General features: G+C 64.6%; 9 protein-coding genes. 7 read left to right on the top strand and 2 right to left on the bottom strand.

What is annotated here, in order from left to right; translation table 11 throughout:
* Nucleotides 1-15: 15 nt before the first annotated feature.
* A complete protein-coding gene (locus ANTHELSMS3_RS24735) occupies nt 16-792 on the bottom strand; it encodes an FkbM family methyltransferase (RefSeq protein ID WP_157733663.1) in 777 nt (258 codons plus the stop codon).
* A 170-nt stretch (nt 793-962) separates the two neighbouring features.
* Between ANTHELSMS3_RS24735 and ANTHELSMS3_RS24730 the strand changes: the two genes are divergently transcribed.
* Nucleotides 963-2,132: a hypothetical protein gene (locus tag ANTHELSMS3_RS24730; RefSeq protein WP_094037680.1), complete on the top strand. Its 1,170-nt coding sequence runs from the start codon at nt 963-965 to the stop codon at nt 2,130-2,132.
* Nucleotides 2,133-2,139: 7 nt separating this feature from the next.
* Here the strand turns inward: ANTHELSMS3_RS24730 and ANTHELSMS3_RS24725 are convergent, their stop codons facing one another.
* A complete protein-coding gene (locus ANTHELSMS3_RS24725) occupies nt 2,140-3,156 on the bottom strand; it encodes a calcium-binding protein (protein ID WP_094037679.1) in 1,017 nt (338 codons plus the stop codon).
* A gap of 308 nt (nt 3,157-3,464) precedes the next feature.
* Between ANTHELSMS3_RS24725 and ANTHELSMS3_RS26430 the strand changes: the two genes are divergently transcribed.
* From ANTHELSMS3_RS26430 to ANTHELSMS3_RS24695, 6 genes are all read left to right on the top strand, one after another.
* Complete coding sequence (locus ANTHELSMS3_RS26430; protein WP_094037678.1) at nt 3,465-4,910, top strand: calcium-binding protein; 1,446 nt, start codon at nt 3,465-3,467, stop codon at nt 4,908-4,910.
* Between the two features lie 256 nt (nt 4,911-5,166).
* Nucleotides 5,167-6,585, top strand: coding sequence for a calcium-binding protein (locus tag ANTHELSMS3_RS26425; RefSeq protein ID WP_094037677.1), 1,419 nt, complete (start codon nt 5,167-5,169; stop codon nt 6,583-6,585).
* 212 nt (nt 6,586-6,797) lie between these two features.
* Nucleotides 6,798-8,246 (top strand): calcium-binding protein, encoded by a 1,449-nt coding sequence (locus tag ANTHELSMS3_RS26420; RefSeq protein WP_094037676.1) that lies wholly within the window; start codon nt 6,798-6,800, stop codon nt 8,244-8,246.
* Nucleotides 8,247-8,592: 346 nt separating this feature from the next.
* Nucleotides 8,593-10,107 (top strand): calcium-binding protein, encoded by a 1,515-nt coding sequence (locus ANTHELSMS3_RS24705; protein WP_094037675.1) that lies wholly within the window; start codon nt 8,593-8,595, stop codon nt 10,105-10,107.
* 249 nt (nt 10,108-10,356) lie between these two features.
* Nucleotides 10,357-11,808, top strand: a complete 1,452-nt coding sequence (locus tag ANTHELSMS3_RS25750) for a calcium-binding protein (protein ID WP_198319981.1) — start codon at nt 10,357-10,359, stop codon at nt 11,806-11,808.
* Nucleotides 11,809-12,106: 298 nt separating this feature from the next.
* Nucleotides 12,107-13,522: a calcium-binding protein gene (locus tag ANTHELSMS3_RS24695; RefSeq protein ID WP_094037674.1), complete on the top strand. Its 1,416-nt coding sequence runs from the start codon at nt 12,107-12,109 to the stop codon at nt 13,520-13,522.
* Nucleotides 13,523-13,652: the final 130 nt, after the last annotated feature.

The following is a 13,652-nucleotide window of genomic DNA, read 5'->3' as shown; positions in this document are numbered from 1 at the left end:
ACCTATCGGGCGCGCTCAGCGCCAGAGGGCCTCAATCTGGGCGGCGCGTTCGACCGGCACCAGAAACCAGTCCCAGATCCCGCGATCGCATTCCGTCAGCCAGGCCTCGGGCGTGGTCAGAGGATAGCCGAACAGGTCAAAAACAGCATAGCCCGCGCTGTCGGCAAACTGCCAAAGATCCATCGCCTGATGGCCGTAGGGCGCATAGCCGGGCGCGCCGTATTCCACCGACAGGATCGGCCGGGCGCGGGCCAGCGTGTCGCGCGCGCCGTCCAGCACGTCCAGTTCGGCGCCCTCGACATCGATCTTGATGTAATGGGGGTCGGGCAAGCCCTGTGCGGTCACCATGTCATCCAGCCGGTTCACCATCACCGTGATCTGGCGCACCTTCGCCAGTTCGGGATGGTTGAACTGCCGTTCGATCAGGCCGCTTTCCTCCGGCGTGCCGGTGGCGAAGGCAAAGCTTGTCTTGCCGCTCTGGTTGGACAGCGCGGTCTCATGGATCGTGAAATTGCGATGCTGCGCGGCCAGCGAGCGCAGGCGTTGCGCCATCTGGGGGATCGGCTCAAACCCGACGACCTGCCCGCCGGGGCCGACAAGTTCCAGAAAGGGCGTCGTGTGCCGACCGGCGTGACAGCCGATGTCGTAGACGCATTGACCGGGCGCGATGACGCGGCGGTACATAGCTTCGAGAATGGCCTCGTAGTGCGGTATCAACGGGGCGAGCCGGTTGATCCGCGCCAGAAATTCAATGCGGGAGGCCTGCTCGGCCGGACTTGACTGACTGCTCATGGACCGAGCTTTAGAGCAAGCCCCCAGCCGTGCCAAGAGATCACCTCCCGTGGGGCCAGAGTAGGCGGCCAGAGTAGGCGGCCAGAGGGGTGAGCCAGTGTGGTCAGGGCGCGCGTTCTGTGCCATGACACCGTGATGCGCGCCGCTCGATTGGATGAAGACAAGACAGCATGACAGAGCACAGCCAAGGCGCCCCGGTGCGGGCCATCCTGCATGTGGGGGCGCCGAAATGCGGCAGTTCCGCCCTGCAACGGGCGCTGAGCGCACAGCCAGAGCTGTCCGGCGCGGACGGGCGGCGGCATGTCTATATGGCGGGTCGCGTGACCGAGGACGGTCTGGTGCCGGTGACGGGCCGACGGCTGGCGGCGATGATGCGGCATTCGGTGCATGGCTATCTGTCGTGGCCCAATGTCACCCGGCAGGACAATCAGCCCGCCTATTGGGCGCAGGTCGGTGCGGGCATCGCGGCGCAGACGCGCGCGGGCCGGGTGCCGATCCTGTCCAGCGAAGGCTGGGTGGCCCATGCGGATCAGGCCCCGGCGCTGGCGGCGGCGGCCGGGCTGGAGACGCTGGACGCGGTGGCCTATGTGCGCCCGCCGCTGGACTGGATCAACGCCGCCTATTGGCAGTGGGGCATCTGGCACACCGGGTTTTTTCACAACCGTCAGGTCGAACGCTGGCTGGAACGGGCGCGCTATGACGTCGGCCCCTATGTGGCGGCCTGGGCCGCCGCGCCCAACGTGCGGCTGGCGGTGGACAGCGCGCGGGCCGACGTGGTGGCGGGCTTTGCCGCGCGTTACGGCCTGCCGTTGCAGGCGGGCGATCAGGTCAACAGCGCCCCGCCCCCGGCGCTGACCGGGTTTTTCCTGCGCAACCGCCGCTTTCGCCCGACCCCGCATGACAGCGCGGCGGAATTTGTGGTGCAGCGGTGGTGCCAGTTTGCGCCCTCGGACAAGCTCTGGGCCTTTTTGCCGCGCTTAGCGCAAGAAGTCTGGCCGCGCCTGCAAGAGGACGTGGCCCGGATGATGGACGCCCTGCCGCCCGAGACCGCAGAGCGGTTGCTGGCGGAACCGGGCTGGACCTCGCTGGATCCCTACTGGGCGCGGATGAAGGCGGGGCCGACGCGGCTGGACGCCCCCGAGGCGCTGGCGGGCCTGTATGACGGCATCGCCGAGGGCGCGCGCGCAGCGGGTGCGGGCGATGTTTCGCGCGCGAAACCCGCCGCCTCTGCGTCGGTCGAGGACTGGGATGCGGCAATCGCCGTGGTACTGGACCGGTTGCTGGAGGCCGATCTGCGCTGGCGCAGGCGCGGCGCGATGCGGCGGATGATCGGGGTATAAGCGCCCGCTAGAACAGGACATCGTCGCTGGTCAGGGTGATGGCGCTGTCGCCGGGGTTGTCGATCACCAATGTGTTGGGGCCTGCCCCCAGCACCAGCCATCCGCCCGCCGCCACGCTGATCGAATGGCCCGGCACCATCAGCGCCGCGCGCAGCGCAAACGCCGCGCCGGTGAGGTCGATCAGATCCACCCCGTCCTCAAAATCGGCGATGCGGTCCTGACCCCGGGTGAAGACAAAGACGTCCGCCCCCGCGCCACCAATCAGCAGATCGTCGCCCACCCCGCCTTGCAGGGTGTCATGGCCGCTGAGGCCGGACAGCGTGTCGTCCCCCGCCCCGCCACGCAGCAGGTCGTGTCCGGCCCCGCCCGAGGCGGCATCGTTGCCGTCTTCGCCCAGCAGCGTGTCATTGCCCGCCTCGCCGGCCATCCAGTCGTTGTCTGCGCCGCCCACCATCCAGTCATTGCCCGCGCCGCCGACCAGCGTGTCGGTGCCCGCCTCGCCGCGCAGCCAGTCGTCGCCGTCACCACCCGCCAGCGTGTCATTGCCGTCCCCGGCAAACAGCGTGTCGCTGTCCTGCGCGCCGCGCAGCCAATCATCGCCCGCGCCGCCGGTCAGCAGATCATCCCCGGTGCCGCCGTCCAGCATGTCGTCGCCATCCTCACCAGCCATGGTATCGTCGCCGGTGGCACCGATCAGGGTGTCGCCGCCCGGCCCGCCACGCAGGTCGTCATCGTCAGAGCCCCCCACCAACAGATCGCGCCCCGGCCCGCCCAGCAGCGCGTCCTCCCCGTCGTCGCCGCGCAGGGTGTCATCGCCGTCACCGCCCAGCAGCCAGTCCTTGCCGGGGCCTCCGATCAGCCGGTCATCGCCCCCGTCGCCTGCCAGCGTGTCATTGCCGGCCTCGCCGCGCAGCGTGTCGTTGCCCGCCCGCCCCGAGGCCCGGTCATGCCCGGCCATGAGCGCAATCAGCCGGGCCAGCGGGCCATCGGTCAGATCGTCGTCAAACGGTGTCGGTCGTGCCATCGGTTCACCCCGTCCTTGCGTGTCTGTCCCCGCCCCGCCGGGGCCGAATCGGCCCCGCGCCCCGTCCGTGGCGCGGCCGACAGCCCCTCTGTGGATTTACCCCGAAGCGGGCGGTGGGACGCAGAGGAATTGGAAACATTGGTTAAAACCGTTCGAACCCCGCAAAATCACGGCCTTTCGGGGGGCTGCCTGTCTGCCAGACCCTCTGATCCGGCAAATGTTCACGGTTTGTTAAGCGGGACACGCGAGGTTGTTAACCAAGATGAAAGGGGCGGCCCCCTGTGGCCCGGTCCCGGGGGACACCGCCTATGACCACCACCTATCAATCCAGCGCCTCGACCACGGTCTATGCCCCCAATGGCGCCACTGTCGTGCTGCGCGACTACAACGACATCTACACCGCCAATGGCGACGGGTTTGAGCTGATGGCCGGGGCACTGGTCACCAGCCTGTTTGCCTATGGCTTTGTCTGGGCCGACGACAATGGCGTCGAGGTGCGGGCCGACAATGCGCGGATCGCCAATTTTGGCACGCTGACCAGCTTTACCGGCGATGCCATCAACCTTGCCGGCGGGGCGGGGCTGATCGAGATCCTCAACTACGGCACCATGATGGCCAATGACGGGGAGCTGATCGACATCGATAGCCCCGGCGACAAGGACATCGACCTGTTCAATGCGGGCACCATGGTGGCGCGCGGAGCTGATCTGGTCTTTGACGGGGCGATCGGCAATTTCACCCTGACCAACTCGGGGCTGATGGATGGCCAGGATCTGGCCATGAGCGGCAGCGGCTTCAGCCGTCTGGTCAACACCGGAGAGATCTTTGCCACCCGGATCGACATGCGCTCCACCGGGCCGGCGGTTGTGATCAATCGCGGCACGCTGACCGACCGCGACGGCACCGGCGATCTGGTGCTGACCGGCGACGCGGCGGCGGGCGACACGGTGGTCAATGCGGGCACCCTTCTGGGCAGCGTCGCCCTGGGGGGCGGTGCGGATTTCTTCGAGAACGCAGGCCCGGGCGTGACCAGCGGCGCGGTGCGGGGCGAGGCGGGCAATGACACGCTGGTGGGCGGCGAAAGCGCCGACCTGCTGGAGGGCGGCACCGACAATGACAAGCTGGTCGGGCGCGGCGGCGACGATGTCCTGCATGGCGGGGCGGGCGACGACCTGATCATCGCCGGGCTGGGCAGCGACGTGGTCACGGGCGGCGACGGCACCGATACGATCTCTGGCGGCGGCGGCGACGACGATCTGTCGGGGGACGGCGCGGCGGACGTGCTGGCGGGGCAGGACGGGTCGGACCTGCTGGAGGGCGGCGCGGGCAACGATACGCTGGACGGCGGCGACGGCAATGACACGCTGGAAGGCGGCGATGACAATGACGTGCTGCGCGGCCGCGCCGGAGAGGATGAACTGGCGGGTGGTCTGGGGCTGGATTTTCTGACCGGCGGCGCGGATGCGGATGTCTTTGTGTTCCGCACCACCGCCCATGCGGGAACAGGCGCTGTCCGCGACCAGATCCTTGACTTTGAGCCGGGGGTGGACCTGATCAACGTGGTCAGCATGTCGCCGGGGGTGTTTGCCTTTGTCGGCACGGCGGCGTTTTCGGCCCCCAACCAGATCCGGGTGATCGAGACCGCGACCGGGTCCAGCATCGTGCAGTTTGACGTGGATGGCGACGGCACGGCGGATGCCGAGATCCGGGTGGGCGGAGTCACCGGGCTGACCGCGGATGATTTCGCGCTGTAGCGCCCGCCCGCCCGTCCCGGCGGCGGGGAGGAAATGATCATTGGGAGAGATCCCCGAAGATCACTCTGCCATAAGAAGAAGGCCCTTTGTATTCGCCCCTGCCCCGGTGCTTTTGCGGGGATTTCTTTGACCTGACGACAATTTTGGCAAACCATGGTGGCCTGTCCCTCATCAGACCGGCCTTTTGTCGTCCTTGTCCCTTGGGATCGCCGGGCCGTCGTTTTGCATATGCATTGACCCACAGGAGATTTCCGCCATGGCCTCGTTCAACATCAACGCCCTTGTCACCGCCCAGCAGACCCTCAACAACGGAGAGGCTGGCATCATCGGGCCGCAAGGATCGTTGCAGGTGTTCGCCTTCCCCGTGATCATGAACGGCGGAGCGAGCCTGCTGGTCGACGGATCCATTCTGGGCTTTGGCAATGGGGTGGATGCCCAGAACGCCACCGCGGTCACGATGTATGTGGGACCAAACGGATCGATCCAGACCAATGGTCATGGCCTCATCGCCAATGTGACCGACAGCACGCAGATCATAAACCACGGCAGCATCATCGGCAGCCTCAGCGCGCTGGAACTGACGACCGATGCCGCCGCCGTGCTGCCCATCAACCATGATGTGATCAACACCGGTCTGCTGTCGTCGATCTCAGAGGCTGCTGTTATTCTGGAAATCACCAACACCGGCTTTATCGAATTCACCAACAGCGGTGTGATCAGCTCTAGCAGCCGGGGCATCGACAATTCCCTGACCGGCGCGTCGGGCGGCCTTAGCATCTTTCGCAACACCGGCGAAATTCTGGCCGGGCAGGACATCGGCGGCACGCCGGACCATGCCTTTCTGGGCGGCGCCTCGACCGATTACCTGATCAATTCGGGGGTTATCAGCGGCGAGATCGACATGGGCGCGGGCGCGGATTTCTACAACGCCAACGGCGGCACCACCTCTGGCCGGGTGCTGGGGGGCCTAGGCAATGACACGTTGCAGGGCGGGTCAGAGACCGACCAGATGCTGGGTGGTGACGATGCCGACCTGCTGATCGGGCGCGGCGGCGATGACATCCTGAGCGGCGAGGCGGGCAATGACTACATCCTGGGCGGCGCGGGCAACGACAGCATGACCGGCGGCAACAACTTCGACACGATCAACGGCAATGCCGGCGACGACACACTGTACGGCGAGGCGGGCAACGATGTGCTGGTGGGTCAGGACGGATCGGATTTTCTGGACGGCGGCATGCTGGACGACACGTTGGACGGCGGCAATGGCGATGACATCCTTGAGGGCGGCAGCGGCAATGACATCCTGCGTGGCCGCGCCGGTGAGGACGATCTGGCGGGCGGCACCGGGAGGGACCTGTTGACCGGCGGTGAGGGCGCGGACAACTTTGTCTTTCGTGGCATTGCCGAAGCGGGCATCGGGGCGACCCGCGATCAGATCCTGGATTTCGAACAGGGCGTCGATCTGATTGTCGTGGCGGGCCTGTCGCCCGGCGTGTTCGAATTCCGCGGCACCGCCGGGTTTGCCCCCTCGGGCAATCCCGAACTGCGCCTGTTCGAGACGCCCACCGGGTCGACCATCGTGCAGATCGACAACAATGGTGACGGCACCATCGACGCAGAGATCCGGGTGGGTGGTGTCACCGGCCTGACGGCGGATGATTTCGTGCTGTAAAGCGCCATCCCCGAGGCGCAAAGCACCGGCAACAAAAAAGCACCGGCAACAAAAATGAAACGCCCCCGTCGCGGGGCGTTCCTTTTTCCTGTGCGGCAGGGCCCGACCGCGAGGTGACGTCCTCCTTGGGAACAGGCCCGACCGATTTATCTGGCCCCGGGCCGCAAGACGGTTAATCTGCCCCGTATTTCTGGATTAGGAGAGAAAAAGTCATGGCAACCTTTGTGATTGATACACTGACCAACGCGCAAACGACCCTCGCAGCGAACGATGAATATTTTATTCTGGAAGGCGTTACGCAGTACTTCACAAGCGCAGTCATCGACGTGAACGGCAACAACACCGACATATTTATTCTCGGAGCCATAGTCACGACCACATTCAATACCATCGAATTGGGCGTAAACACAGACACAAATATCTATGTCGGGCCGACGGGGTCCATCCTGACGAGTTCGGCCTTTCGACCGATCAAAGGCACAGGCAGTGGGACGACCGTGACCAACTATGGCACAATATCCGGTGGCCAGATCGAGCTTGATGGCGACACCACGATATTCGTGAACGGCGGCACGGTGGATGGAACGTATCCCTCTGGGGGGTTGATTGCCGCCCTGCGGATGAATGGCCAGGATTCAAGGCTCGTCAACAGCGGTGTGATGAACGCGGCTTCGGACTTCATCGTAAGGGTGGAAGGAACCGCCACCGTGGTCAATTCAGGGACAATGACCGGTGCCAATGACGGCATCCGGGCCGTCCTGTCTTTGGGTGAGGTCTTCAGACTGTCGAACTCCGGGACCATCGCGGCAGATGGCCTTGCGGTCCTTGCCGGCGCCGACAGCGACGTGATTAGCAACACCGGCACGATCACCGGCGACATCCAGATGGGGGGCGGCGCCGACGCCTACATGGGCTTGGGCGCTGGTGTCACGGCGGGCACGGTGCTGGGCGAGAACGGAAACGACACGCTGACCGGCGGCGATTTCGCCGACGACTTTGATGGCGGGGCCGATGACGACCAGCTGGTCGGGCGAGGCGGTGACGATGTGCTGGATGGCGGCAGCGGCGACGACTTCATCCTGGGCGGTGAGGGCAATGACGAGATCAACGGCGGCGCTGACAATGACACGCTAAACGCCAACGCCGGTGATGACAGTGTTTATGGCGAGGCGGGCAACGACGTGCTGGTCGGCCAGGACGGCAGCGACCTGCTTGATGGCGGGGACAACGACGACACCATGGACGGTGGCAATGGCGACGACACGCTTGAGGGCGGTTCGGGCAATGACATCCTGCGTGGGCGTGCCGGGGAGGATGATCTGGCGGGCGGCGACGGCAGGGACCTGCTGACTGGCGGCGAAGGGGCGGACAATTTTGTCTTCCGCGCGCTTGCCGGAACCGAGGCAGGGGCCAACCGCGACCAGATCATGGATTTCGAACAGGGCGTTGACCTGATCGTGGTGGCGGGCATGTCGCCGGGGGTCTTTGAATTCCGCGGCACCGCGGCCTTTGCGCCGTCAGGCAACCCCGAGTTGCGGCTGAATGAAACCGCCACCGGATCGACCATCGTGCAGTTTGATGCCAACGGTGACGGCACCATCGACGCAGAGATCCGGGTGGGCGGTGTCACCGGGCTGACAGCGGATGATTTCGTGTTGTGAGGCGCGACGCAGTCCGCCCAAGATCATCTCCGGTTCTGTGCCCGGTTCTATGAGTGCGTGATCGTGACGACCCCGCCGTCATTCGCGGATCCGCGCGCCATGGTACCGGGCGCGGCCTGCCCTTTGAAGTCGGGTGCGATCAGACGCGCAGAAAAATCGGGGCACTTCCCATGCCAGTCTGGATCGCGCTAAAGAAAACGCGCGGCAACCAGACTGACCAAAGGGTGCCCACCTGAAAACCGGAGACGAAGGTCCCGAAAAACATGTAAAATAGATGCGCCACGCGGGTTTCGCACCCCGAGGCTGCATTGCCTCAGATAAAACAATTCTTGAAGGAGATTTTCCCATGGTTCAGATTCTCAACACGCAGGATGGCACGATCAATCTGGTAACGAACGAGGAATACATCGTTCCCCAAGGCCAGCTGATCACCTCCAGCGGCAACACATTCGCGTTCGCAGCACAAACCAGCATCATACTTGTGATCGAGGGCTCGGTCTTTGCCGGCGGCGGAGACGGCACCGCTGACAGCAACACCACGGACGATGTCGAGGTTCACATCGGCCGAACCGGCAGCGTCTGGGCCTGGAGCGACGGTCTCGAGTTCCACGGAACGGGGACCACGGTCCGGAACCAGGGGTCGATCGTCGGCGCGGGCGATTCCGGGGTCGAGATGCTGGGGGTCGATAGCCTTCTCAGCAACAGCGGCACGATCGAGGGCTCGGGCCACGGGGTACAGACCGACGACGCCACCTCTATCGTCAATTCCGGGCTGATCACCGGCGAACGCGGTGTCGACATGCGCGGCGGCGGCACGCAGCTGATCAACAGCGGCACGATCCAAAGCCCCGGACGGGTCGAAGGCCTCGTTGTTGAATCGGCGGGGGTTTATTTCTACGGCGGCGACGGTTTCGTGATCCGCAATACAGGGCTGATTTCCGGCCCCGAGTTTTCCATCAAGACGCCGGATGTCTCGTCCTACGACGCCACCATCATCAACGACGGCACGCTGGACGGTGAGGTCAATCTGGACGGCGGCGTGCATGTCCTGACCAACAGCGGCACGATCATGGGTGACGTGCTTCTGGGCGGCGGGGCAGACACCTATCGCGGGGTCGCGTCGGGTGTCACCACCGGTCAGGTGCTGGGGGAGGAAGGTGCCGATACGCTGATCGGCGGGTCCGAGGGCGATGACCTGCGCGGTGGAACCGACGCCGATCTGCTGGTCGGCCATGGCGGCGACGACAGCCTGAACGGCGACGCCGGGAACGACACGATCTTTGGCGGCGACGGTGACGACTCGATCGACGGCGGCACCGAAAACGACGTGCTGAACGCTGGCGCGGGCAACGACACGATCCTTGGTGGCGACGGCAACGACGTCCTGGTGGGGCAGGACGGCAGCGACGTGCTGGAGGGGGGCAACAACGACGACACCATGGACGGCGGCAACGGCGATGACAGCCTTGAAGGCGGCGACGGCAACGACATCCTGCGCGGTCGGGCCGGCGAGGACGATCTGGCCGGGGGGCTGGGCCGTGATTACCTGACCGGCGGCGAAGGGGCGGACAATTTTGTCTTCCGCGCGCTGGCCGGAACCGTGGCAGGGGCCAACCGCGACCAGATCCTTGATTTTGAACAGGGCGTTGACCTGATCGTGGTGGCGGGCCTGTCGCCGGGGGTCTTTGAGTTCCGCGGCACTGCGGCGTTTGCGCCGTCGGGCAACCCCGAACTGCGCCTGAATGAGACCGCCACCGGATCGACCATCGTGCAGTTTGATGCCGACGGTGACGGCACCATCGACGCAGAGATCCGGGTGGGTGGTGTCACCGGGCTGACGGCGGATGATTTCGTGTTGTAACCCACCCCTGCGGTCTTGCGCATGTGGGTCTTTGGCAGAGGGTGCAGCAAGACCGATGCCGATCTGGCGACCAAACCCGAAATGCGCGCTGGGGGTGTATCCGCACGGACAGCGGACGGCCTGACCTTGCAAACGGACGGTCATGCATCGGAACAGTCTAAAAATCTATTTATTTCCCCCCAGCGGCCTTTAGGCTCTGGGGGGGCATGCCGTCCTCTTTCAGGAAAAACCATTCAGGAGCAGCATTCTATGGCCGTCAATTTCATCACCAGCGTCGCAGGACTCGTCAACATCGCAAACGGGGACGAGACCTTTTTGCTGCCCGGCGAAGTGATCACCGGCACCGCTGACGGGGTGAACCTTTTGTCCGGGGCCACCCGGACGGAGTTTCACAACTTTGGCACGGTTCTGGCCGGATTTGAAGCGGTCGAAATCTTTGCGACCAACGCCTATGTGGTCAACAACGGGGTGATCCAAGGCACCGCCGACGGGATCGACCTGAACCACACCATCGCGGGGGCCAGCTTCGGGATCGTCAACAACGGCGATATCATCGCGGGTCAGGAACCGATCGATGTGGACACCGCCAACGGCTTCTCCCTGAACCTGATAAACAACGGCAAGATAATCTCGACCAGCGGGTCCCCCATCATCTACGGGTCGGGCGGCATGACCTCCGGGACGGTCTGGAACACCGGCCTGATGCAGGGGGGAACCCTGAACATCGACGCCAGCGGCACGGCCCGGCTGACCAATTCGGGCATCATCCAGACCAGCCTGATCCTGATGAACAACTCGGCCCAGACCCGGATCGTCAACTCTGGCGAGATCCACGGGACCAACGGACCGGGCAGCAATGTGATCAACGCCGGGATCAATGCCGACAGCGTCGTGAACTCGGGTCTGATTGTCGGCGATGTGCAGATGGGGCTGGGCGACGACCTGTACCAGAGCACCGCCAGCGGACAGGTGCTGGGCACGGTGCTGGGCAGCGGCGGCAACGACACGCTGGTCGGCGGGGCCAGCGCGGATACGATCCTGGGCGGGGATCAGAATGACAAGATCGTCGGCAATGGCGGCGATGACAGCCTTGATGGCGGAAATGACAATGATTTCATCCTCGGCGGCACCGGCAACGATGAGGTGCTGGGCGGGGCCGGCAATGACACGCTGAACGCGGGCGGCGACAACGACACGGTGTACGGCGAGGCGGGCAATGACATTCTCGTCGGGCAGGACGGCAGCGACCTGCTTGATGGTGGTGACAACGACGACACCATGGACGGTGGCAATGGCGACGACACGCTCGAAGGCGGCGACGGCAATGACATCCTGCGCGGTCGTGCCGGCGAGGACGATCTGGCCGGGGGGCTGGGTCGTGATTATATGACCGGCGGCGAAGGGGCGGACAATTTTGTCTTCCGCGCGCTTGCCGGAACCGTTGCCGGGGCCAACCGCGACCAGATCCTTGATTTCGAACAGGGCGTTGACCTGATCGTGGTGGCGGGCCTGTCGCCGGGGGTCTTTGAATTCCGCGGCACCAGCGCCTTTGCCCCCTCGGGCAACCCCGAGTTGCGGCTGAATGAGACCGCTACGGGGTCGACCATCGTGCAGTTTGATGCCGACGGTGACGGCACCATCGACGCAGAGATCCGGGTGGGCGGCGTGACCGGGCTGACGGCGGATGATTTCGTGCTTTAGAAAGTGGCGCGCCCGATCGGAGCACAACGCGTTCGGTCTGGTTTGTGAATTCGATTTGGCGCAACACGCTCTGGCCCGCCGAAACCCGCGCCCAAGTGGACAAAGGCGCAGCGGGCAGGGCATGATCGGGCGGTCCGGGGCGACTTTTCTGACCCGGAAATCCCATGCGCGGCGCCCGTTCCACACGGGCGCCGGTTTGCCATGACACGCGGATTGGACCGCCAGAGAATCCCGTCTGCCCGCAAGCGGTTGCGCTAGGGCATTTCACTTTCAACGTATTGAACAAGGACTACGCATCATGGCCAGCTTCATTCTCACCGGTTTCAGCAGCATCGCTCAAACCCTCGGCAGCGGCGAAACAGGGGTTCTGACCAACGCCGATGCCGAACTCGTTGTGTCGGGGGACGCGATCACCACCTCCGGCCTGAGCCCAAACTACATTTACGTCGGTGGGCTCGTGTTGGCGAATTCCACCTCTGCCGCGCACAACGCGATCGATGCCACAGGCTACAGGACCGAGATCAGCGTGGGCCCGACCGGGGTCTTGCAGGCGCTGAACGGCGATACGGTCAGCATGCAATTGACCAGCAATGCCTATCTCATGAACGCGGGAACGATCCTGTCGGGCGAGGATGCGGTCGACATCCGGACAGCGGACGAGGCCACGACAACCCACATTTCCAACAGCGGTCTGATCCAGGGACAATCGGACGGTGTGGCAGCGGATGCCGGAACCTCCAATTTCTACTTGATCAACACCGGCACCATCATCGGCAAAGCCGGGTTCGGGGTCTTCGCCAACTGGCAAAGCAACAGCACAGGGACCTCCACTCTGGACAACAGCGGCACGATCATCGGGAATGCCGGCAGCTACACCGCCTTCAGTGGGACCGGCGTGGACATCATCAACAATGCCGGGTTGATGGTCGGGGATATTTACCTCGACAACAACGACGACGTCTACCGGGGCACCTCGGGCGAGGTGCAGGGTACGGTGCATGGCGACGAGGACGACGATCTGCTGATCGGCGGCGAGGCGGTGGACCTGTTCGACGGCGGTGCTGACAACGACACGCTGATCGGCCACGGCGGCGATGACAGCCTTGAGGGCGGCAGCGGCGACGATTTCATCCTGGGCGGCGCCGACAACGACGAGATCAACGGCGGCGCTGACAATGACACGATGAACGCCAACGCCGGCGATGACACCGTCTATGGCGAGGGCGGCAATGACGTGCTGGTCGGCCAGGACGGCAGCGACCTGCTTGATGGCGGTGACAACGACGACACCATGGACGGTGGCAATGGCGACGACACGCTTGAGGGCGGTTCGGGCAATGACATCCTGCGCGGCCGTGCCGGCGAGGATGATCTGGCGGGGGGACTGGGCCTTGACTACCTGACAGGCGGCGAGGGCGCAGACAATTTCGTGTTCCGCAGCATTGGCGATGCGGGCATCGGGGCGACCCGCGATCAGATCCTCGATTTCGAACAGGGCGTGGACACGATCATCATTGCCGGTCTCAGCCCGGGCGTGTTCGAATTCCGTGGCACGGCCGCCTTTGCGCCCTCGGCCAACCCGGAAATTCGCCTGAATGAGACCGCCACGGGATCGACCATCGTACAGATCGACAACAATGGTGACGGCACCATCGACGCGGAAATTCGCGTGGGCGGTGTCACCGGGCTGACGGCGGATGATTTCGTGCTTTGATGTTCCTGCTCTGACCTTCCAGCCCTGACTTTCTTGGCCTGAACGGGGCTGTCCTGACAGGGGCAGCCCCGCAAACTTGACTTATCCGCCGGTTCGCGGGTTCTTGGGCGCGCCTGCCGGGTCCGTGGCC

Source organism: Antarctobacter heliothermus (assembly GCF_002237555.1).
Taxonomy (GTDB): domain Bacteria; phylum Pseudomonadota; class Alphaproteobacteria; order Rhodobacterales; family Rhodobacteraceae; genus Antarctobacter; species Antarctobacter heliothermus_B.
This window is presented reverse-complemented; position numbering and strand designations above follow the sequence as displayed.

Bases quoted from the DNA above. Each gene is read 5' to 3' on its own strand.
- ANTHELSMS3_RS26430 (WP_094037678.1), top strand. From the start codon at position 3,465: ATGACCACCACCTATCAATCCAGCGCCTCGACCACGGTCTATGCCCCC.
- ANTHELSMS3_RS24735 (WP_157733663.1), bottom strand. From the start codon at position 792: ATGAGCAGTCAGTCAAGTCCGGCCGAGCAGGCCTCCCGCATTGAATTT.
- ANTHELSMS3_RS24730 (WP_094037680.1), top strand. From the start codon at position 963: ATGACAGAGCACAGCCAAGGCGCCCCGGTGCGGGCCATCCTGCATGTG.
- ANTHELSMS3_RS24705 (WP_094037675.1), top strand. From the start codon at position 8,593: ATGGTTCAGATTCTCAACACGCAGGATGGCACGATCAATCTGGTAACG.
- ANTHELSMS3_RS24725 (WP_094037679.1), bottom strand. From the start codon at position 3,156: ATGGCACGACCGACACCGTTTGACGACGATCTGACCGATGGCCCGCTG.
- ANTHELSMS3_RS26420 (WP_094037676.1), top strand. From the start codon at position 6,798: ATGGCAACCTTTGTGATTGATACACTGACCAACGCGCAAACGACCCTC.
- ANTHELSMS3_RS24695 (WP_094037674.1), top strand. From the start codon at position 12,107: ATGGCCAGCTTCATTCTCACCGGTTTCAGCAGCATCGCTCAAACCCTC.
- ANTHELSMS3_RS25750 (WP_198319981.1), top strand. From the start codon at position 10,357: ATGGCCGTCAATTTCATCACCAGCGTCGCAGGACTCGTCAACATCGCA.
- ANTHELSMS3_RS26425 (WP_094037677.1), top strand. From the start codon at position 5,167: ATGGCCTCGTTCAACATCAACGCCCTTGTCACCGCCCAGCAGACCCTC.